This is a genomic window from Allobosea sp. GW823-FHT02B03, assembly GCF_058797755.1.
Map to the genome: position 1 here is coordinate 509,163 of NZ_JBXAJY010000003.1, position 21,940 is coordinate 531,102.

Annotated in this window: 15 protein-coding genes; 1 reads left to right on the top strand and 14 read right to left on the bottom strand. The window is 66.5% G+C overall.

What is annotated here, in order from left to right; translation table 11 throughout:
- Positions 1–7: 7 nt before the first annotated feature.
- From AC1REK_RS12060 to AC1REK_RS12080, 5 genes are read right to left on the bottom strand one after another with little or no spacing between them, the layout of a single operon-like run.
- Positions 8–1,030 (bottom strand): CapA family protein, encoded by a 1,023-nt coding sequence (locus AC1REK_RS12060; protein ID WP_492267862.1) that lies wholly within the window; start codon positions 1,028–1,030, stop codon positions 8–10.
- A gap of 5 nt (positions 1,031–1,035) precedes the next feature.
- Entirely contained in the window at positions 1,036–2,586 is a 1,551-nt protein-coding gene (locus AC1REK_RS12065) for an ABC transporter substrate-binding protein (protein WP_492267861.1), read from the bottom strand.
- Positions 2,587–2,624: 38 nt separating this feature from the next.
- Positions 2,625–4,289 (bottom strand): ABC transporter ATP-binding protein, encoded by a 1,665-nt coding sequence (locus AC1REK_RS12070; RefSeq protein WP_492267860.1) that lies wholly within the window; start codon positions 4,287–4,289, stop codon positions 2,625–2,627.
- Entirely contained in the window at positions 4,286–5,104 is an 819-nt protein-coding gene (locus tag AC1REK_RS12075) for an ABC transporter permease (protein ID WP_492267859.1), read from the bottom strand. Before AC1REK_RS12075 ends, AC1REK_RS12070 begins: the two co-directional genes overlap by 4 nt.
- On the bottom strand, positions 5,101–6,045 hold the full coding sequence (locus AC1REK_RS12080; protein WP_492267858.1) for an ABC transporter permease: 945 nt from the start codon (positions 6,043–6,045) through the stop codon (positions 5,101–5,103). The genes AC1REK_RS12075 and AC1REK_RS12080 overlap by 4 nt, the downstream gene beginning before the upstream one ends.
- Positions 6,046–6,166: 121 nt before the next feature.
- On the opposite strand from AC1REK_RS12080, the gene AC1REK_RS12085 reads away from it, so the two are divergent.
- Positions 6,167–7,051 (top strand): LysR family transcriptional regulator, encoded by an 885-nt coding sequence (locus AC1REK_RS12085; protein ID WP_492267857.1) that lies wholly within the window; start codon positions 6,167–6,169, stop codon positions 7,049–7,051.
- 240 nt (positions 7,052–7,291) lie between these two features.
- On the opposite strand, the gene AC1REK_RS12090 is transcribed toward AC1REK_RS12085, so the two are convergent.
- The 9 genes from AC1REK_RS12090 to AC1REK_RS12130 all read right to left on the bottom strand — a co-directional run bounded on the left by AC1REK_RS12090 (position 7,292) and on the right by AC1REK_RS12130 (position 21,913).
- Positions 7,292–8,359, bottom strand: coding sequence for a siderophore-interacting protein (locus AC1REK_RS12090; protein ID WP_492267856.1), 1,068 nt, complete (start codon positions 8,357–8,359; stop codon positions 7,292–7,294).
- Positions 8,360–8,361: 2 nt separating this feature from the next.
- Positions 8,362–10,389 (bottom strand): Fe(3+)-hydroxamate ABC transporter permease FhuB, encoded by a 2,028-nt coding sequence (gene fhuB, locus AC1REK_RS12095; RefSeq protein ID WP_492273795.1) that lies wholly within the window; start codon positions 10,387–10,389, stop codon positions 8,362–8,364.
- Positions 10,382–11,275, bottom strand: coding sequence for an ABC transporter substrate-binding protein (locus tag AC1REK_RS12100; RefSeq protein WP_492267854.1), 894 nt, complete (start codon positions 11,273–11,275; stop codon positions 10,382–10,384). The genes fhuB and AC1REK_RS12100 overlap by 8 nt, the downstream gene beginning before the upstream one ends.
- A 35-nt stretch (positions 11,276–11,310) precedes the next feature.
- Positions 11,311–13,869: a TonB-dependent siderophore receptor gene (locus tag AC1REK_RS12105; RefSeq protein ID WP_492267853.1), complete on the bottom strand. Its 2,559-nt coding sequence runs from the start codon at positions 13,867–13,869 to the stop codon at positions 11,311–11,313.
- A gap of 137 nt (positions 13,870–14,006) precedes the next feature.
- Entirely contained in the window at positions 14,007–14,978 is a 972-nt protein-coding gene (locus tag AC1REK_RS12110; RefSeq protein ID WP_492267852.1) for a FecR family protein, read from the bottom strand.
- 106 nt (positions 14,979–15,084) lie between these two features.
- Entirely contained in the window at positions 15,085–15,576 is a 492-nt protein-coding gene (locus AC1REK_RS12115; protein WP_492267851.1) for an RNA polymerase sigma factor, read from the bottom strand.
- A 530-nt stretch (positions 15,577–16,106) separates the two neighbouring features.
- Positions 16,107–17,432 (bottom strand): HlyD family type I secretion periplasmic adaptor subunit, encoded by a 1,326-nt coding sequence (locus AC1REK_RS12120; RefSeq protein ID WP_492267850.1) that lies wholly within the window; start codon positions 17,430–17,432, stop codon positions 16,107–16,109.
- 54 nt (positions 17,433–17,486) lie between these two features.
- Positions 17,487–20,108 carry a cadherin-like domain-containing protein gene (locus tag AC1REK_RS12125; protein ID WP_492267849.1) on the bottom strand — a complete coding sequence of 874 codons (2,622 nt, stop codon included), beginning with the start codon at positions 20,106–20,108 and terminating at the stop codon, positions 17,487–17,489.
- Positions 20,105–21,913: a type I secretion system permease/ATPase gene (locus tag AC1REK_RS12130; protein ID WP_492267848.1), complete on the bottom strand. Its 1,809-nt coding sequence runs from the start codon at positions 21,911–21,913 to the stop codon at positions 20,105–20,107. Before AC1REK_RS12130 ends, AC1REK_RS12125 begins: the two co-directional genes overlap by 4 nt.
- Positions 21,914–21,940 lie beyond the last annotated feature (27 nt).

Below are 21,940 nucleotides of genomic sequence, written 5' to 3' on the forward strand. Positions count from 1 at the left end.
CGCGGCGCTAGAGCTGCAGGACCAGCCTGTCGCCCTCGACCGCCAGCGTGGCGCCGTTGGCTGCGGACGAGGCGATCAGCGCGTCGCGCTCGGCGGGTTCGTCCTGGACCGAACGCAGGATCGTCCGGTCTTCCTGGTCGCGCCGGACGAAGGACAGCGTCAGGCGCCGGATCGCGCGCTCGGCGATCTCGGCCTGCATGATCATGCCGACCCAGTCCGGATGCGGCTTGCTGTCATGGGCGTAGAGGAAGGAGAAGTTGCCGCCGCCATAGACAATCGGCCGCCCGGCATGGAGCGCCAGCGGCAGGATCATGTGCGGCCCGTGGCCGAGGACGATGTCGGCCCCGGCGTCGATCGCGGCATGAGCGAACTCGCGCTGATACTGCAGCACCTCGCGCCGGTAGCCCCAGTGGAACGAGGCCATGACGATGTCGGCCTGCGCCTTCAGTTCGGTGACGGCCTTCGAGACCTCGGCCAGCGAGGCCGGGTCGGCCCAGGTCACCACCTCGGGCGGGACGCCGGGACGCGTGCGCGCCGCCTGCTGCTCGTATTGCGGGCGATAGGCGGTGTGCGCCTTGAGCACGGCGACGCCGGGCTGGCCGGGCTTCGCCTCATGTCCATCCGGCCAATACACCGCCGTCCGTTGCAGGAAGCCGTAGCGCAGCCCGTTCCGCTCGACGACGACCGCGCGATAGGCAGAAGCCCGGTCCACCCCGGCGCCGACCGAGGCAATCCCGGCCTCAGCGAGGGCGGACAGCGTGGAGGTGATCGCCTCGGCGCCGATATTGACGTTGTTAGCGGTCCCGACCACCTGCAGGCCGCCAGCCTTCAGCAACGCGGCTGCGGTCGTCGGAACGTAGAAGCCCCGCTTCTCGGCGGCACCATCGGCGCCATCGAACAGGCAGCACTCCAGATTGGCGAACACCATGTCCGCCTGCGCCAGTTGCGGGCCGACGACATCGAAGATCCGGGAGGGGTTGGCGACACCTTTGAGATTGATGTCGCCGATTAGGTGGAGCGAGTGGCGCATGGGTGTCAGTTCTTCTCGACTTCCCAGAGCAGCGGCGCGCTGAAGACGTTGGACGAGAAGCCCTTGACGCTCTTGCGGTTGGCGCCTGCGGTGATCGTGCTGAACAGCGGGATCAGCGGAACCTGCTCGATCATCGCCGTGTGCAACTGGTCGAACAGCTTCTGGCGTTCCGCGCTGCGGGTTTCGTTGGTGACCTCGGCCAGCGCATCGATCGCCGCCTTGTCCTCCCAGACCTTGCGCGGCTGCGTGTCCTTCGGCCCGACGATCGCCTCGTAGTTGAGCGCGGGGTCCATCCGGCTCGAATAGCTGAAGGCCATGATCTGGTAGTTGCCGCTTTGCCAGCGATCGGTCTGGACGCCCCATTCGAGCACCTCGACCTCGGCCTTGATGCCGGCGCTCTGCAGCATCGACTGCAGGACGATGGCGGTGTCGAAATTCGCCTGGTTGCGCTTGTTGGTGATGATCTTGAGCGTCTCGCCCTTGTAGCCGGCTTCCTGAAGCAGCTTCTTCACGCGCGCCGGATCGTGCTGGTAGCCCTTCTTCTGGACGGCGCCATGGAAGGGCGAAGAGACCGGCACGACCGAGTTGTTGGGCGTGGTGAGGTCATAGGTGACGCTGCCGACGAGCTCTTCCTGGTTGACCGCCGCCGCGATCGCCTGGCGCAGCTTGACGTTCGACAGCAGCTTGTCGCGCGTCTGCAGGATGAAGGTCGTCGAGGACAGGCCGGGCTGCACCGAGATGGTGACGTTCGGGTTCGCCTTGAGCTCGTTCGCCTCCGAATAGGAGAGCTTCGTCATGATATCGATGTCGCCGCGGGCGAAGGCCGCCTTGGCGGTGGCCGGGTCGCTGATAACGAGGAAGCGGACCTCGTCCACCAGCGGGCGCTTGCTGCCGACATAGCCGTCCGGAGCGCCGCCGAGATTCGCGTACTGGTCGAAGCGGGTCATGCTGACGAATTCGCGCTGGCGCCATTCGGCCAGCTTGAACGGCCCGGTGCCGATCGGCTTGTCCCAGCTGCCATCCGGCTTCAGCGAGGCGCGATGCGTGATCGCGGTCATGCCGCAGTCGCTGCGCGCGATATTGGCGAGGAACAGCGAGGATGGCTCGTTGATCCGGACCACGACGGTCAGCGGGTCGACCGCCGTGACGCTTTCGATCTTCAGGCCGATCTCGCCGTTGAAATCGGTCAGGCAGCGCCAGCCGGTCTTCGGGTTGAGATAGCGGTTGAAGCTCCAGACGACGTCCTCGGCGGTCAGCGTCTCGCCATTGTGGAACTTCACGCCCGGGCGGAGCTTAAACGTATAGGTCAGCCCGTCCGGGGACACCGCGACGCTTTCGGCAAGGAGCGGCTTGACGAGGCCCTTCGCATCATACCCGACGAGGCCCTCGACCATGTGCAGCACGACGCCGTCGGTGTTGCCGTCGCGGTTGACGCCGGGATCGGTGCTGCGGATGTCGGCATCGAGATAGGCCCTGAGCGTGGCGGCGCCTGCCGGTCCCCCTGCGAAGCCGAATCCGATGACGGCCGCGACGATTGCCTGCGATGTCTTGCGCATGGTCTTCCCTCGTTCTTGGTTGTTTGGACGATGACGGCTCAGGCCAGGGCCGTTGCCCTGTCGGTTTCGGCGCGCCTCCAGAAGAGCCGGACACCGCCGTCACCCGTGCTTTCGAGGCCCGGGACGGCTGCGAGGAGCTTGCGGGTGTAGGGGTGCCGGGGATTGTCGAAGATGTCGTCGCGCGGCCCTTCCTCGACGATGCGGCCGTCCTGCATGACGACGACGCGGTCGGCGACCTGCTCGACCACGCCGAGGTCGTGGCTGATGAACAGGCAGGAGAAGCCGTGCTTCTTCTGCAGCTCTGCGAACAGCTCCAGCACCTGCGCCCGCACGGTGACGTCGAGGGCCGAGACCGGCTCGTCGGCGATGACGAAACTCGGCCGGCGCAGGACGGCGCGGGCGATGGCGACGCGCTGGCGCTGGCCGCCGGAGAGCTCATGCGGATAGCGCTCGGCGAAACCGTCGGCGAGGCCGACCTCGCTTAGCACCTCGGCGACGCGCGCCGTCCTGTCGGCCGGGCTCATATCGGGCACGAGACGCAGCGGCTCCGCGACGAGCTGGCCAATGGTCATGCGCGGGTCGAGCGAGGAATACGGGTCCTGGAAGACCATCTGACAGTTCAGCCGATAATCCCAGAACGCCGCGTCGCTCCTGGCGATCGGCTTGCCGTTGAAGCGGATCTCGCCGCCGGCCGGCTTGACCAGCCCCACGATCGACTGGCCGAGCGTCGTCTTGCCCGAGCCGGAGCCGCCGACGACCGCGACGACCTCGCCAGGCTTCACGTCGAGGCTGATGCCGTGCAGAGCGCGCTTCGCCTGTTCCTTCCGGAAGAAGCCCTGCCGGCCGGGATATTCGACGACGAGGTCGCGCACCGCGACGATCGGAGTCTTAGCCTCCGGCAGATGGCGTGCCGGCAGCCGGTGCGGCATGGCCGAGAGCAGCTTGCGGGTATAGGGATGCTGTGGCCGGGCGAGGATGTCCTCGCTCTTGCCCTGCTCGACAACGTCGCCCTGGCACATCACGACGATGCGGCTGCAATAGCGCGCGACCATGCCGAGATCGTGCGAGATCAAGAGCACGGCGGTGTTGTTGGCCTGGGTCAGGTCGACCATCAGCTCCATCACGTCGCGCTGGACGACGGCGTCGAGCGCGGTGGTCGGCTCGTCGGCGAGGAGCAGCGCCGGCTTCAGCAGCATCACCGAAGCCAGCATGATACGCTGGCGCATGCCGCCGGAATACTGGTGCGGATAGGCGTTGAAGGCCCCTTCGGGGTCGCGGATGCCGACGCGGCGGAGCATGTCCAGGATGAGCTCGCGCCGGCCGGCTGCGTTGAGCTTGCGATGCAGCGCCAAGCCTTCCTCGAGCTGGCGCCCGATCAGCATGGAGGGGTTGAGCGAGGTCATCGGCTCCTGGAAGACCATGCCGACACGGGAGCCGCGCATGGCGCGCAGGTCCCTGGCCGACATCGCCATCACATCCTGGCCGTCGAAGCGGATCGCGCCGCCTTCGAGCCGGACCGCCGGCGGGATGAAGCCCATCACGGCGCGGGCGGCGAGCGTCTTGCCCGAGCCGGACTCGCCGACGATGCCGACGATCTCACCGGGAAAGACCTGGAAGGAGACGTCGTTGACGACGGTGCGGCCGGATGAGCCGATCTTCAGCGTGAGGTTGGCGACGTCGAGCAATGGCTTGGTGGAGGTCATCGCGCACCCCTCATCCGCGGGTCGAGCTTGTCGCGCACGGCGTCGCCGAGCAGGTTGATGCCGAGCAGGGTCAGCGAGATGGCGAGGCCGGGGAAGATGCCGAGCCAGACGGCCTGATCGATATAGGGCCGCGAGCCCGCCAGCATGTTGCCCCAGGTCGGGGCCGGCGGCGGCACGCCGAGGCCGAGGAAGGAGAGAGCGCTCTCGGCCAGCAGCACATAGCCGAACATCGAGGTCGCCAGCACGGTCAGCGGCGCGATGCAGTTCGGCAGGATGTGGCGGGCCATGGTGAAGCCCTCGGAGTTGCCCATCACCCGGGAGGCCGCGATGAACTCGCGTTCGCGCAGCGACAGCACCGTGCCGCGCACGATGCGGGCGACGGAGGGCGTGTAGGCGATGCCCAGCGCGACGATGATGCCGTATTTGTTGGCGCCGACCACGGCGAGCAGGCCGAGTGCCAGCAGGATGCCCGGGAAGGCCAGCAACGCATCGTTGAAGGCCATGATCACCCGGTCAGTCCAGCCGCGCATGTAGCCGGAGAACAGGCCGATCGTGGTGCCCATGACGACGGCGAGCGCCACTGTCAGGATGCTGATCCAGACCGAAGTCGCAGCCCCCGCCATTAATCGCGAGAGCACGTCGCGGCCGAATTCGTCGGTGCCGAGCCAGTGCATCGCCGAGGGCGCCGCCAGCTTCTCGCGGAAGGAGAGCTTGAGCGGATCATAGGGCGTCCACAGCGCGCCAGTGCCGGCGGCCGCGAGCAGGAGGGCGATCAGCGTGCCGCCGACCAGGGCGTTGGGAGCGGGGAGTTTCATTGCGCCGTCACCCTGGGATCGAAGACCGGGTAGCAAAGGTCGATCACGAGATTGACCAGCACATAGGTGAAGGCGACGAAGAGCATGCAGCCCTGGATCACCGGATAGTCGCGGGAGAAAATCGCATCGACCAGCAGACGGCCCAGACCGGGGATGGTGAACACCGTCTCGACCACCGCGATGCCGCCGAGCAGGTTGCCGAGGACGAGGCCGATCAAGGTCCAGGTCGGGCCGAAGGCGTTCTTGAAAGCGTGGCGCCAGAGCACGGCACGCTCCGAGAGACCTTTGGCACGGGCATGCGTGATGTAATCGAGCCGGAGGACCTCCAGCGTCGAAGCACGGGCCATGCGCAGGATCACACCGATCTCGTGCAGGAACAGCGTCATGATCGGCATGACCAGGTAGAGGATGCCGGACCACGGGTTCTCTGAGATCGAGACATAGCCGACCACCGGCAGCCATTCGAGCTTCAGGCCGAAGAAGAGCAGGAGCAGCAGGCCAAGCCAGAAGGTCGGGATCGACAGAAGCAGCGTCGCTGTGGCGACGAGGCTGAGATCGATCGGGGAATCCTGTTTCCAGGCGGCGATGACGCCCGCCGGTACCGCGACGAAGCTCGCCAGCAAGACGGCGACGAGAACGATCTGGGCGGAGATCCAGAAGCGCGACAGGATCAGCGGCAGCACCGCCTGCTGCGACGAGATCGATTGGCCGAAATCGCCGGTCAGCACCTTGCCGAACCAGATGCCGAACTGGACCGGCAGGCTCTGATCGAGCCCGAGCCGAGCCCGCAGGTCGGCGAGGCTCGCCGGCGTCGCCAGATCCCCCAGCATCAGCTGGGCGGGATCGCCCGGGATCAGGCGGATCAGGACGAAGACCGCCACCGCCACGATCAGCAGCGTCGGCAGCGCCATCCCTATTCGTGTCAGCGCAAAGCGGAGCATGCCACCTCCCCGGTTGGTCCCGGCTCAAGGCCGGGTTCGAGGCATGGCTAGCGCTTGCTTCCTAGAAAGAAAAACGAGAAGTTCTTGCCAGATAAGCAATTAAAAATTGTCGACGGGGATCATGGCGACGATCCGGGCTTTGCGGACTTTCCTGTGCGTCGCACAATGCGGCAGCTTCGTCGCCGCCGCGGAGAAGGTGGGGCTCACCCCGGCGGGCGTCAGCCAGCAGATGCGCTTGCTGGAGGACTCGCTCGGCCATCAGCTCTTCGACCGGATCGGCAAGAAGCTCTCGCTCAACGAGCGCGGCCTGCGTTTCCTGCCGCGTGCTCAGCGGCTGATCGACCAGTTCGACGAGCTGATATCCAGTTCGGATGACGATGGCGATCCGGTCGGCGCGATCTATGCCGAGGCCATCGCCTCCTGCATGAGCCTGCTCGTGAAAGCGACGCTTCAGGCGCGCGAGCGTTACCCGCGCTTCACGATCAGGCCGGCCGTCGGCTACTCCTCGGATCTCAGCGCGCGGGTGGAGGCCGGCGAATCCGATGCGGCCGTGGCCGTCCGGAGCCCGCGCCCGATAGCGACCGGGACGCTTTGGACGACGCTCTATTATGAGCCTTTCGTGTTCATCGCGAACCGGCAGTCGGCAAAGGGCCTCTCCATGGAAGCCCTGATGCGCGAGCGTCTGTTCCTGCGCCCTTCACTCACCACCCATACCGGCGGTTTGATCGACAGGTTCGTCCGGGACAGAAAGATGGCTTTCGGCGAGAGCCTGGAGATGCAGCTCTCGCGGACCCTCGTCGAGCTGGTCGAGCAGGATGCCGGCGTCACCATCGTACCCCTCGGCCGCTACTCCTCCTGGGAGGAGAATCCGAGGCTGAGGATCGAGCATCTCGACTTCCCAGATGCGAGGCGCGAAATCGGCCTGATGGAGAACGAACGGAAGCGGCAGCTGACGAGCCATTTGCGCCATCTCCTGCTCGAGCTGACGTCCGACAAGCAGTCGTGAAATCAAACAGCGGCAGGCGGAGCCGGCGGTTCACTCATCCGGTGCTGCGGTTCGGCCGCACCAACGAGCATGGCAGGGCCATGCTTCATGAGAGCCTTCTTCAGGGGCGAGAAGTGGATGTCGCGCTCACGAGCGATCTCCTGAAGTGATCCGAATGCTGTCTGAAATGCTCTCAAGTCGGCAACCCTAACGGCAGCGCTGTCGCGGAGGGCTCGTGCATCGGCGGCCTGCCATCCAGCTTCATCGGTGATCGCCCGCAAAGCGCTGCCAATAGGCCACCACGAGGTGCCGGTCCTTGGCCATTCCCCTGTCTCGCCGGAGAATGGCACGTATTTCCCGAGCCGCTCGCTTCTCGCAACCGACGAGTACGTAGGGATTGTCGCAACGCGGCCAGTCGAGCGACCGGATCGCGGTTTCGAGCAGGGCTGTCGAGCCCGCCGGCGCGCCGTTACGCAGTAGCCAATGCACATCGAGGCGCGCTCGGCCGGAAAGCGACTGGCATTCTCGCAAATCGGGCACTTCCAGCAGGATCGTGGCACGGGCTTGCGCCGGCAGTTCCTCGGCGATCCGCGCAATCGCCGGCAGCGCGGTTTCGTCCCCGGCGAGCAGATACCAGTCCGCCGCCGGCAGCTCGCCTCCCGATGGCCCGATGAGGCCGATCGGATCGCCGGCGCGGGCGGTCCTCGCCCACGTCGCCCCCGGCGAATCTCCATGCAGGACGACGTCGATGTCGAGCTCGCGCGCCTCGCGGTCGATGCGCCGGATCGAATAGGTCCGCCGGGCGAGCTCGTCCTTTCCCACCGGCCAGATCACACGGCCATCCTCGCCGAGGCTTGGCCAGATCGGCTCTCTGCCTGAGGTCGGGATCAGCACGGAGACGTGCATCCCGTCGCGCTCGAAATGGGAGATGTCGTCGCAGGCCAGGGTGACGCGTCGCATCGACGGGGTGATGCTTCGGGCTCGCGCGACCGAGACCGCCTTGAAGGACGGGATCTCGCGCTCAGCGGCTCCGGCGCCTGCCCAGAGAAGCGAGGGCCGATCGTCCTGCGACAGCGAGAGCAGCCGCTCAGCGAGAGCGGCCCTGAGCGCGAACAGGGCATGCTGGCTCGAGGCGTCGATGCGAATGGCCAGCGCATCTGCCGCGGCGGTCAGCGCGACGCTCCCTGCCCGCGTCTCCAGGCGACAGGACGGCGCCGAGCCGACGACAGCGGCGTGCTCGGAGAAGGCACGGACGAGCTTGCGAAGCATGAGCTCCGGCTCCTTCAGCGCCACATGCGCCGTCGTCGTCAGCATCGGATCCGCAGACATCGTCACCGGTCTCCATTCCGGGCAGGTCGTCCTTGCCCGGCTGCGATCGCGCCAGCGGCGTGCGTGGAGGGCGAACGGGCGAGCAGGACAACGAAAAGCAGGCCGCCGACCAGAGTCGCGATCAGGCCGGATGGAATCTGCCAGGGATAGGCCGCGACCCGCCCCAGCCAGTCCGCCAGCACCATGATCGTAGCCCCAAGCAAAGTGCCGGCGACGATTTGCTCGACCGGGCGCCGAAAGCCGAGCTGACGCGCAAGGTGCGGCGCAAGCAGGCCAACGAAACTCAAGGGCCCGACGATCATCGTCGCGGTGGCGGTGGCGGTGGCGGCGACCAGCAGGACCAGCATGCGTGCGGCGGATAACGGCACGCCGAGCATGCGCTCGACCGGCTCGCCCAGCGGCATGATCAGGAGCCAGCGCGCCAGCAATGGCGACAGCACGAGCAGAGAGAATGCGGTCACGGCCGCCAACTCGGCTTCCGCGAGCGTGGTCCGGTAGGTCGAGCCGGTCATCCAGCTCAGCAGGAAGCCGACCCTCGGGTCTCCCTTGGTCATCAGGATCGCCAGAGCCGCAGATGAGAGCACCGAGAGCGCGATCCCTCCGAGCAGGATGTGTTCTGAGGAGAATTTGCCGGAGCGGCCGATGAGGACGAGGCAGGTCAGAGCAAGAGCGGCCCCGCCCATGGCAGCGAGCCAGGCTCCGTCGAGCCCGGGCATCAGCAGCATCAAGCCCGCGACGCCGAGACAGGCTCCCGACGAAATGCCGAGCACTTCGGGGGATGCCAGGGGGTTGGCGGTCCAGCGCTGCAGCAGCGTTCCCGCCAGTGCCAGCATTCCGCCGGCCGCAGCGGCTGCAAGGACACGTGGCAGGCGCAAGGCCACGAATGCGGACGAGAAGCCGTCCAGTCGAAAGCCGTGCCAGGCATCGCCGCCACGGCCGAGTAGCAGCGCCAGCAGGCCGATCGCGAGCAGGACGGGGACGCCGGCCAACAGCAGCTTCGGCCGCGGGCCCGTCTCGAAAGACGCTTCCGCGGATGCCTGCCTCCCAGGCAGAGACGATGGCCGCAACCGCGACAGCAGAAGCAGGATGAGAGGTGCGCCGAGGGCCGCGGTGGCGACTCCCGCGGGAATCGGCTGCGCCGTCGGCAGCAACATGACGACTGCATCTGCGAGGGTAAGCAGCAAGGCGCCGAAAACCGAGGCCAGAACGAGACGATGAGCGAGCAGCCGCGCCCCGACCAACCTGGCGAGAGCCGGCGCGCCGAGACCGACGAAACCGAGGACGCCGACGCTTGCGACAACGATGGCGCTCAGCGCCGTGGCGAGGGACAGCGCGGCCCAGCGAATGGACCCGGCCGGCATTCCCAGGGACCGACTGCCGTCATCGCCGAGTTCGAGCAGCGTCAGCGGGCGTATCAGCAGGGTCGCGAGTATCGCCGTCGTCGCCAGCGCGACCGTAAAGCGCAGGGGCGTGTTCCAGCCGATCTGAGCAAGTGACCCGCTCTGCCAGATGAAGATCTCGGTGAGGTAGTCATGGTTCAGCAGGACGAGCAAGGCGGCCAGCGCCCCGCACAGCAGGCTGACCAGCAGGCCAGCAATGATCATGGTCAGGGGCGAGGCAGCCCCGCCCGACAGCGAGAACACGGCCAGCATCGCAAGCCCGGCTCCCAGCAGCGCAATCCATTCACGCCCGGACTCGAACAGCCAGGGCGCCCAGAGCGTCGCGCCGGTCAGCGCCAAATACGCGCCGGCGGAGATGCCGAGGGTCGTCGGTTCGGCGAGCGGGTTCTGCAGGGCATGCTGGAAAAGGGTCGCAGCAAGCCCCAGGGCGGCCCCTGCCAGCAAGCCAGTCGCCATGCGCGGCAGGAGGAGTTCCCGGATCAGCAGGGTGCGATGGCCCGGGTCGCCGCCGCCTGTCCAGGCGCCGGCGAGAACCCAGAGGTTGAGGGCGATCGCCAGAAGCACGATCGAGGCGAGCGCCAGCACAAGCCAGCGGGGCCTCGTCCGATCGGTCAGCCCGTGCTCAACCATGGCCAGCGCCGCCATCTGACATTCTGTCAGTCACGATGCCGGCGAAGCGCAATGCTGTCGGTGCGCCGGCAAATGGCCAGACCGCCGCGATCGGGCGGACGCGTGCAGCCGCGACGGCAGGCAGCGCGCGCCAGATCGAATTCGCCCGCAGGCGCTGCAGCGCCACCCGCGTGCGGTGCCCCTGATCCATATACAGCAACCAGACATCGGGCAGCTCCAGGAGGCGCTCGATGCCGATCGTGATCCGGCCGAAAACCGGCATCGCCCCCATCCAGGCGTTCTCGAGGCCGAGCCGATCCAGCACGTCGCCGAGCAGGCTGCCCTTGCCGTAGATGGTGATCCGCATCCCGTCGGTGAGCAGGACCGCGAGGAGGACAGCCGGCCGCCGTGTCGCCTGCAGCCGCATTCGGCTCTGCTCGAAGCCGTGCTCGAGCCGGCTTTCGAAGGCTGCCGCGACCTCCTCGACGCCGAACTCGCGCGCGAGCGCCCGCATCGAGGCGAGCGCGTTGCTCAAGGGCGTGCGGTTGCTTTCGAAGACGGAGAAGATCTGGACCGGGGCGATCCGCGCCAGCGTCTGGCGCAGGGCGACCTGCCAGCCCGAGACCAGGATCAGGTCGGGGCGCAGCTCCAGCAGGCGTTCGAGGTTGGGCTCCTCCGGCATGCCGAGATCGGCCACCGTCGCCGGCAATGCCGGCTCCGTCGACCATTGCCGGTAGAGCCCAGTGTTTGCGACCGCCACCAGCTCGATTCCCAGAGCGAGGAGGCTCTCGGCGGCTGCCCAATCGATCGCAGCGACGCGTGCCGAGCGGCTCGCGGGCTGCGCGACGGCGCCGGGAGCCAGGCAGAAGCCGCCGAGCGAGCCCAGAAGGGCTCGCCGTGTCGTCATCGCGCCACCAGCGACGTAGGCCGCCGAGTGCATCGTCACCAAGTGTAGGAGAGCTTTGCCGTCACCGTCCTGCCGGCTCCGTAGAAGCAGGCGCTGGTTGCGGCGCAGGTCGTCAGATACTCCTTGTCGAAGAGATTGGTCGCATTGACCGAGACTGTCGCGCCCTTGAGTTGCGGGCTCAGCTTGGCGAGGTCATAGCGCACGCCCGCGTCGACCAGCGTGTAGGACGGCACCCGCAGCAGGTTGTCGCCATCACCATAGGACGAGCCGGTATAGCGCACGCCGGCGGCAAGGCCGAGCCCGTCGAACGCTCCGTAGCGGAAGGTGTAGTCCAGCCAGAGCGAGGCCTGATGCTGCGGGACCAGTGGCTGGCGCTTGCCGAGATTGCTCGTATTGCTGCGCGTCACCTCGGTGTCGAGATAGGCATAGGAGCCGATCACGTCGAGGCCGTCGGTCAGGCTGGCCCGCGCTTCCAGTTCAAGACCGCGAACCTTCACCTCGCCGGTCTGCGTGTTGAAGTTGCCGCATGTTCCCGGATAGCGCACGCAGTTGCGGTGTTCCATGTCGGGCGTGAGCACATTGGTCTGCTTGAGCTGGAAGACCGAGGCGGTGAAGAGCCCCTTGAACCAGGTCGGCTGGTATTTGATGCCTGCTTCGTACTGCTCGCCCTCGGTCGGCTCGAACGGCACGCCGCCATAGCCGGAGCCGCTGACCGGCTGGAACGAGGTCGAGTAGCTGATGTAGGGCGCAAACCCGGAATCGAAGAGATAGGTCAGCCCGACGCGCCCGGTCAGCGCCGCATCGTCGATCCTGGTGTCGCGCCGCGTCAGCCGGTTGAAGTTGTTGCCGGAGACCCAGTCCTGGCGCAGGCCGAGCGTCAGAAGGAAGCGCTCGAAGCGGATCTGGTCCTGGGCGTAGAGCCCAAGTTGCGACTGGCGCTCGGAGGAATCCGCCGCCTTCGTGCCGAGCACCGAGTAGTTGCCGTAGACCGGCGTGAAGATGTCGATCGGCGAGGAAAGCCCGCCATAGACGGTCTGGTCGAGCAGCGAACGGCGATAGTCGAGCCCGAGCAGCAGGTCGTGCTTCAGGGGGCCGGTCTCGAAGCGCGCTTCCATCTGGTTGTCGACGGTGAAGTAGCGCTGGCGCCGATCGACATCCCATTGGAAGCGGTTCAGCGAGCGGTAATTGCTCGGCAGGCCGGTCGCCGGATTAATGCTCAGACCGATGCCGTAGATGGAATCGCCCTGCTTCACGTCCGCTTCGGCATAGCGAAGGTTCTGGCGCACCACGAGGTTCTGGTCGAACTTGTGCTCGAACAGGTAGCCAATCGCGTAGAAGTCGCGCTTGAAGCGGTCATGGTCGGGCTCGCCGACATTGGTTCCGCGCCGGATCTTGCCGAACGGGTTCTGATAGAGCGTGCCCCAGGCGGGGTAGTACATGACCGAGATGCCGGCATCGTCGCGCTGGTACTGGCCGAGCACAGTCAAGCTGGTCGCGTCATTGGGCCGCCAGGTGAAGCTCGGCGCGATGAAGACGCGATCGTCTTTGGCGTAGTCGATCTGCGTGTCGCCGCCGCGCACCACGCCCGTCAGGCGATAGAGCAAGGTCTTGTCCGCATTGGCCGGGCCGGACAGATCGAAGGCGCCCTGCAATTGCTGGAAGCTGCCATATTGCAGCTCGATCTGCCGCAGCGGCTCTGTCGTCGGCCGCTTGCTCACCATGTTGACGATGCCGCCCGGTGCATTCTGGCCGAACAGGACCGAGGACGGGCCGCGTAGCACCTCGATCCGCTCGAGCCCGTAGGGCTCCGCCCGGGCACCCTGGCCGGCAGCGCCATAGGGCAGCATCATGCCGTCCAGATAGTAGTTCGGCTCGAAACCGCGCAGATAGATCTTGTCGCGCTCGGTGCCGGGGCCGAGGACCTCGGCGATCGCTCCCGGCGTGTAGCGCACGCTCTGCTCGATATTGGTCGCGCCCTGGCGCGAGATCTGGTCCCGGGTGATCACCGACAGGGATTGCGGGATCTCGAGGATGGAGGCGTTGGTCTTGGTGCCGGTCGCGCTACGGGTGGCGACGATGCCCTGCACCGGCCCCCAGGCGTTCTCGCCATCGACATCGATCGTATCGAGCAGCATCGAGCCTTCGGGCGCCGAGCTCGAGGTGAACGCTGCCGCCGGATCGGTGATCGTGACGCTGTTGCCGCTCGTGAAGCGATGGCTGAGCCCCGTCCCGGCGAGCAGCCGGCTGAGCGCTGCCTCGGGTGGCAAGGTGCCGGATACGCCAGGGCTCTTCTTGCCGGCGACAAGGCTGGAACGGAAGAGCAGCCTGAGGCCGGCGCGGTCGGCAAATTGGGTCAGCGCGCCACCGAGATCCTGCGAGGCGATGTTGAACGGGATCGGCTGCGAGACGGCGCGCTGCGTCGTCGCAGTCTGGGCAAAGGCTGGCGCGGTCAGGCCAGCAGCGAACCCTCCAGCGAGATAAATTGCGGCCGATCCGAGTAGAACCGCCTCGATCGAACGCCTCGTCCTGTAGCCGCGCCCCCGGTTTGTCGCCCCGTCGCCCATGAATACCGCCTGTCCGTTCCTGTCGCGCATCGAGAACGTCGGCTGTGCTTCGATGCGCCATGCCGAGGTCCTCGGCTTCAAGGACGAAGCGACCTCGGCAATCTTGCACCGCAAGGCGAAAGAAAAATCGAAAACTGCTGCAAATGATTGTATCTGAACGATAAAATCTACGCCCCGGCACCGCGCAGCACGGTCACCAGCGGCAGCCGCAGGGCGCGTACCGGCAGGGTTTCCTCGATCGTCCTCAGGATTGCCTCGGGATCGTCGAGGTCGAACACCCCCGTCACCTCGAGCGTGCGCAGCCGGGTGCCGGCGATGATGATCGTCCCGCTGCGATAGCGCTCGATCTCGGCGACGACATCGCCGAGCGGTCTGCGGTTGAAGATGAGCTTGCCGCGCCGCCAGGCCGTCTCGATGTCGGCGTCGACCGCCTGGGGAGTGGAAAGGCGGCCGCTCGCAGCATAGCGAACGCGCTGGTCGGCCCGCACGACGACGGCTTCGGTGGCCGATGCGGCGCCTGCCACTTCCACGACGCCTTCGAGCACCGTCACCACGGTCTCTCCGGGGCGGATGTCGATGTTAAAGGCCGTTCCCACTGCCCGCGTCCAGCCGCCACTGGCTTCCACGACGAACGGTCGCGAAGGATCGGGCCTGACGGTGAAGGTCGCCTCGCCGGCGAGGAGCCGTAGCGCACGCTTCCCTTCACCAAAATTGACGGAGAGGGCCGTACCCGCATTGAGCAGCACCGACGAGCCGTCGGGCAGCATGACGGTCCGCCGCTCGCCCGTGCCCGTGACGTGGTCGGCGAAGCCGCGAAAGCTCAAGGCGCCGGACTGGCCAAGCGCCCAGCCTCCCGCGACGAGCACGCCTCCCCCCACCACCGCGCGGCGGGTCAGCTTCGCGCGCGAAGCCTTGCGCTCCGATGTCCTCGCCCGATCGCCTGCGATGCCCACGCCGTGCCAGACAGCCTCGGCTTCGCGCGCCGCCAGCTCGTGAGCGGCGCTCCGGGCACGCCATTCTGCGAAGGAGGCGCGGTCCTGGTCGGTCGCACGGCCGGAATTGAGCGCGACGAGCCAGTCGATCGCCTCGTCGCTCAGGGCGACATCCGGCACTCCCTGCTGGTCCGGGTCGTTCTTCAACCGATTTTCATCCCGTGGCGGCGCCGACATCCGTGCATGCGGTGCGAGAGCACCTCGCTAATCAAGACGATGCGAGATCGCAAAACATGCACTCGGTTCGGAAAAACTAGAGCAGGCCGCGGAAATGATCGCGGCAATGACGCAGCGCCTGGGCCAGGTAGCGAGCGACCATGCTCTCCGAAACGCCCAGCCGGCCTGCGATATCGCGATGAGACATGCCGTCGCAACGGTTCATCAGCAGCGCTGCCCGCGGTTTGGCAGGGAGCTGCATCAGCGCCCGCGTCAGCTGGCGCAGCTGGTCGCGATCGATCGCGAAGGTTTCCGGTGACGGATAGCTATCCGCCAGGGCTTCCAGCAGCACGTCATCGTTGATGCAGCGCGAGCTGTGCCGCTTCTCCCTCCGCGCCAGGTCGATCGCGATGTTACCGGCGATGCGCAGGATGAAAGCCTGCCGGTCATGGATCACACCCGACTGGGCCTTGAGACCCGCCAGCCTCAGCCAAGTTTCCTGCAGCGCATCCTCGGCGAGCTCGAGCGAACCGGTATGCCTGCGCAGCAAGCCGCGCAGGACTTTCCACTGCCGGAGATAGACCGACATGAGCTCATTCTCGTCATCGAGCTTCGTGGTTGTCGTCATCACCGGAGGTAAAATGCGGGTGCCCAATCGAATACCCGCGACGGCCCGAGGCCCGCGAGCACGCCCCCCTGATAGGTTGATCAAAAAATCGATGCAATCTCAATGATTTACATTGATTCTAAGTACGGAGGCTAGTGCCGTGGTCTTCACGCTTTACGTTTTGATTTGCCTCATCATTTTCGAGCGGCAATCCGCGGCTCATTCCATTGGCGAAGATGCGATGTGCCGAGTTCTGAGAAGCTCTGCACCTGAGCCGAGCGGCATCTGACCACCAATCGACCAAGTGACAGATGGCCTGCCAAGACTTCGCCTGACATTGGAGACGGCGCCATTAACGGACGTCGGGAGTGGTCGGAAAGCGGATTCTATTCCCCCTCCTGATGCCGGCGCGGTGTCCGGGAGATCCCGACTTCGCTTGACCGGCTCCTGCAGGAGGCCCTCTCCGAGGTTCCTTTCTGCTCCGTCGTTCTCACGAACATGCCTGCCGGCACTCACCTTTCCCTGAAGATCCTGCTGGCGTGATCGGTGAAGGGTTTGACGAGGTAAGACAGGGCCGTGCGCTCTTCCGTCTGGATGAAGACCTCGACCGGCATGCCCGGCAGCAGCCTGCGGTTCTCCACCTGGGCCTCATTCTCGAGTTCGATATCGCCGGAATAGTAGGTCGAGCCGTTGCTCGGATCGCGAGAGGTCGCGGGCGAAACGTGGATCACCTTGCCGGAGAATTCCGGCGTGGTGTTCTTGGCGAAGGCAGAGAAGCGCAGCCGGGCCGGCTGCTCCGGCTTGATCTGATCGATATCGACCGGCGCGATCCGTACCTCGACCGTCAGCCTGGCCTGCCGCGGCACGATGGTGGCGAGCCGCGCCGCGGGCGTGATGACGCCGCCTACGGTGAAGACGGTCAGCTCATTGACCGTGCCGTCGATCGGAGCGCGGATCTCGGTGCGGGCGAGCCTGTCCTCGGTCGCAAGGCGTCGATCGCCAAACTCCGAGATCTTGGCCTCGACCTGGCGCAGCTCACGCTGGGCCTCAGTTCGCGCGGTCTCGTCGACCGCGATGATCTGCAACCGGGCCTCGCTGATGCGCAGCTTCGCGCGGGCGAGCGCGGCATCGATCTCGCCTCGCTCGCCGAGCAGGCGGGCCCATTCGCGGTTGACGGTGTAGACGCGCGCACCGTCGATCAGGCCCTTTGAAAAAAGGCCGGCGTATTTCTGCTTTTCAAGCTCGACCAGGCGCAGTTCCTCGACCTTGGCGACGTGCCGCGCCTCCAGTCCTTTGATCTCCTCGCCAGACTGAACGATGCCGATCTCGAGCTGCTCCTTTCGGCTCTGGCGATTGGTCCTGTTGCCCTCGAAAAGCCGCGTCTCGCCCTCGATGATACGCGCTGCATCGCTGGAAAGCTGTGCCAGCTCCGCCGGAAACTGGATCGCGGCAAGGTCGTCGCGCTCGGCCGCCAGCCTGGCTTTGCGCCCGAGATTCTCGCCAAGCTGAGAGTGGATGATCGAGAGTTCGGCGCGCATCTGGACATCGTCGAGCCTGAACAGCACCTGCCCGGCCTCGACCTGGTCGCCCTGGCGCACCATGAGTGCCTGGATGATGCCACCGTCGCGATGCTGGACCTCCTTCAGGTTCTGGTCGACCTTGACCGCGCCCTGGGCGATCACCGCACCGTTGAGGTTGGCCGTCGCGGCCCAGCCGCCGCAGCCGACCACGAGCATGAGCATGAGCGCGGAGCCCGCCACGACATGGGGCCCGAGCCGGAAGTTTGTCTTCCGACCGGCGTCGCCGGGATCGGCTGCATCGACCTGGTGGGCTGTCACGCTGCTCTCCCTCTTCGGCGCCGCGGCGCCTGAAAACGCGTCAATTCCGCCGGTTCAGTAGTAATAGAGCCGGTGGCTGCCGAGGATTTCGATGGAGAAATCCCGCTCATCCTGCTGCTCGACGAAGACGTCGACGAAGGTCCATTCGCGGTCGCCGATCTTCTCAATGCGAAACCTGAACGGCTGATCGTCATCGTCCTTGTCGCCGTAGTTCCGCTCGAAGCGATCGTCCTCGCGGTCACGCTTGCTATCGTCGTCATCGTCCCAGTCGGAGCGGATCTGGTACTGCTTGATGACGAGACGATCGCCCGCCTCGAAATCGAGGATGTCGTGAACCAGCGCGCGATCGTCGTCATCGAGGCTGACATCGAAGGTGAAGGTGTCGCAGCCTTCGCCGCCGCTGAGCGTCATCGCCTTGGCGCCCACGGTGAAGTGATCGTCACCGCTGCCGCCGACGATCTCCTCGAGGTCGAAGATCCGGTTGTGGCCGATCTCGATACCGATCGCCGTGCCATCGACGAGGTCGATGTCGACACTGCGTCGCGCCTGCGACAGGTCGAGCGTGTCGTGGCCGTCGCCCCCGTCGTAGCAATCGTCGTCACCATCCAGCGCGGCGACGATGCGGTCATCGCCCGCACCACCGCGAACATGGTCGCGGCCGGCGCCGTCGCGCAGGACGTCGTGACCGTCGCGACCCTGGATGCGGTCGTCGCCATCGCCGCCGTCAACGACGTCGTTCCCGTCGCCGCCGTCGAGATCGTCATCGCCGTCGCCGCCGAACATGGCATCGTCGCCGGCTCCACCCTTGGCTTCGTCGTTGCCGCAGGCCAGCAGCATCACGTCGTTGCCGTCGCCGCCTTCGGCGTAGTCGTCACCCGCGCCGGCATCCATCGTGTCCGCGCCATCGCCGCCATAGAGCTTGTCGCTGCCGGCACCGCCCGACAGATTGTCGTTTCCGGCCCCGCCATCCAGGACGTCGTCACCGCCTTCGCCACACAGGGTGTCGTCGCCGCCCTCGCCGAAGAGGCGATCGTCGCCGTCGCCCCCGCAAGCGGCATCGTCACCATCGCCGAGCTTGGCGGTATCGTCGCCCGCGGCGAGCTGGACCGTGTCCACCCCGCAGCCGCCGATGACCAGGTTGCTGCCGCTGCCCGAGACGGTGACGGTATTGGTGCCCGAGCCGGTCGAGATCACGTTGTTGCCTGAGCCGCCCTCGATCCTGTCGTCACCCTCGCCGCCGTCGATGATGTCATCGCCGTCGCCACCAAGGATGATGTCATTGCCCGGGCCGCCGATGAGGTGATCTCTGCCTGCGCCGCCGGAGAGCTGGTCGTTGCCTGCGCCGCCGACGATCAGATCGTCCCCGTCATCGCCGTTGATGATGTCGTCGCCATCGCCGCCGTAGAGCTGGTCGTTGCCCGCGCCGCCATGGATCGTGTCATTGCCGCCACCGCCATGGACAATGTCGTCGCCTCGCCCGCCATGGATCAGGTCATCGCCGGCTCCTCCGTAGATGAGGTCGGCGCCGTCACCGCCGAAGACCACGTCGCGGCCGCCGCGAGCGTCGATCGTGTCGTTGCCGTCCCGCCCTTCGATCAGATCGGCGCAGTCGGTGCCGACGAGGCTGTCGTCGCCATCGGTGCCGGTCAGCTCGACGAAGGCGACAATGCTGAGCGAGGCAAACTGCGCAGAGCTCGCTGCGCCATCGCTGACCTCGTAGCGGAAGGTCACGGGGCCGTAATAGCCTTCGGCCGGCCTGAACTCCCAGCCGCCGTCGACCGCGACGACCTGGCCCGAGGAGGCCCGTAGGTTGACGATCGAGAGCGGGTCGGCGTCGGCATCGGACGCGCCTGCGAGCAGCGCGACCGCCGTGATCAGGAAGCTCTTGCAGATGCCGATCTCACCCAGCACGACCGGTGCCGCTACCCGCGGCGCGCGATTGCGCGCCGTCGGCGGCGGATCTGCGGGCAGGTCAACATCGGCACCGTCATCGTCATGGGGCGACGGCTCCGGAGCGGGCGTGACGATCACCGGTGCGAACGGGCCGACGATCACCGGCAGGTTGGGCCGAGCACCGTTTTCAATAGCGCCAGCGCCAGCATCGGCGACGCCGTCACCGATGTCTTCGCGCCTGCGAGAATCCACCCCGGCAGATGACCCGCCGAGGGAGGCAAGGCCCATATTGTCGTTGCCGGCGCGGTCGCGGCCGTAATCGAGCTGCAACTCTTTCGCCAGCTGGAGTGTAGGCAGCGGCAGCAGCGCGTAATCGATCGCAGGTGAATCAATGCCCATGAAATCGGCGATGCCGCCGACCGCCGATAGCATCCCGCCGGAGCCGATCGCATGGTCGGTTTCGCCCGGCTTGTCGTCGAGCGAGCCAGTCTCGTCCTCAGGCTGCCTATCCTCCTCCGCCGGTGCCTCGTCAGTGCGGGCCGGCCGCATGCGGTTTTCCGCAGCCGCCTGCGGATCGGGCTGGTTGGCGGATGGCTCAGGGTCGGATTTGGCGAGGCTGGGAAAGATGCTCTTCAGGTAGACGGCGACGGCGGTGAGCGCCAGGACGATCGCCGCGGGCCAGCGCGACGAGGGAGCCGGCTCGGTCGCCGGCCCTCGGTAGATATCCTGCGCCGCGGGAAGCTGGGACGCCTCGGACCTGAAGGATCTGACCTCGATCGTCATGCCGACACCCGGTCGTGCAAGGTGTTGAGATGCTCGGTCGCCCGCGGCATCCTGGCTGGGGTGGGAGACATGGCGGGGGTCTGGAGCGGCTGCGGCGTCGGCCCCACCTGGTTCAGTGCGGGCCCGAGAATCTCGCTTCGCGGGCCGAAGCCGGCGAGCTTGCCGCTCTGCACGACGCCAACGAGATCGACTGCCGTCAGGGCGCTCGGCCGATGTGCGACGATGACCACGATGCCGCCACGCCCCTTGATCGTCTCGATCGCCGTCTTCAGAGCGGCCTCGCCCTCGCCGTCGAGATTGGAGTTGGGCTCGTCCATGACGACCAGGAACGGGTTGCCATAGAGCGCCCGTGCCAGGCCGATGCGCTGGCGCTGGCCGGCCGAGAGCGAGGCGCCCTGAGGGCCGAGCTGGGTCTTGTAGCCTTCGGGCAGGCGCAGGATCATCTCATGGATGCCGGCGGCCGTTGCGGCCGCGACGATGTCGAAGGCATCGGCATGCGGATCGAGGCGCGAGATGTTCTCCTCGACCGTGGCGTCGAGCAGGCTCACCTCCTGCGGCAGATAACCCATCGAGCGTCCGAGGGTATTCTCCGGCCATTGGCCGAGCTCTGCACCGTCGAGCCGGACCGAACCGCGCAGCACCGGCCAGATCCCGGTCAGGGCCCGGACCAGGGTAGTCTTGCCGCCGCCGCTCGGACCGATGATGCCGAGCGCCTTGCCGGCGGCGAGCTCGAAACTGACATCGCTCAGCAGGATCTGACCGTTCCCTGGCGCGGCCACCGAGATCTTCTCGAGCTTGAGAGAACGGGATGGTGTCGGCAGCGCCATCGGCTCGCACGCCTGGCTGAGGGCCACCACGGTCTCGCGCAGGCGCTGGAAAGCCCCGCGCGCCGAGACGAAGGGCTTCCAGTTGGCGATCGCCTGGTCGACCGGGGCAAGGGCGCGCGAGGAGGCGACCGAGGCTGCGATGATCGCGCCCGCGGAGAGCTCGCCCTTGATCGTCAGATAGGCGCCCAGCCCCAGCGTCGCCGATTGCAGGACCATGCGCAGCACGCGAGACACCGCGCCGAAGGTGCCGCCGAAATCGTTCGACTTCGTCTGCAGCACGAGATGCTCGCGATTGGCCTGGTTGAAGCGCTCGGCCGCGCGATCGGCGAAGCCCATCGCCTTGAGAACCTCGGCATTGCGGGCATTGCTGTCGGCGATCGTGTTGCGGGCGATTGCGGCCTGGCGCGTCGTGCCGTTGATCTGGCGCGTCGCGACCTCACTCAGCACCGTCAGCAGGGCGAGCACGAAGGCACCGCCGAACGTCAGGGCGCCGAGCCAGGGGTGCAGGAAATAGACGAAGGCGAGATAGAGGGGGATCCAGGGCAGGTCGAACAGGGCGCCGGGGCCCTGGCTGCCGAGGAAGCCGCGCACCGTATCGACGTCGCGGCCGCGCTCCAAGGCTTCTGCGCTTGAGAAGCCGAAGCGCGGCATGTCGATGGCGACGCGATGCGCGATCGGCGCGATGTTGTGGTCGAGCCTTGCACCGAGCCGCACCAGCACCTGCGAGCGGATCACGTCGAAGGCACCCTGGAAGAGATAGAGCCCGATCGCGAGGATCGAGAGCGCCGCCAGGGTCTGCACGCTGCCGCTGGTCAGCGCCCGGTCGTAGACCTGCAACATGTAGAGCGAGCCGGTCAGGGCCAGGATGTTGATGATGCCGGAGACCAGGAACAGGAAGAGGAAGGCGTTGCGGAACCCTTCCGTCAGCTTCGCGACATCGCGCTTGCGGGCACTTGCGAGGCCTTTGGACATTGCCATGGCGGCAGACCGTGAGTTCGAATTTCA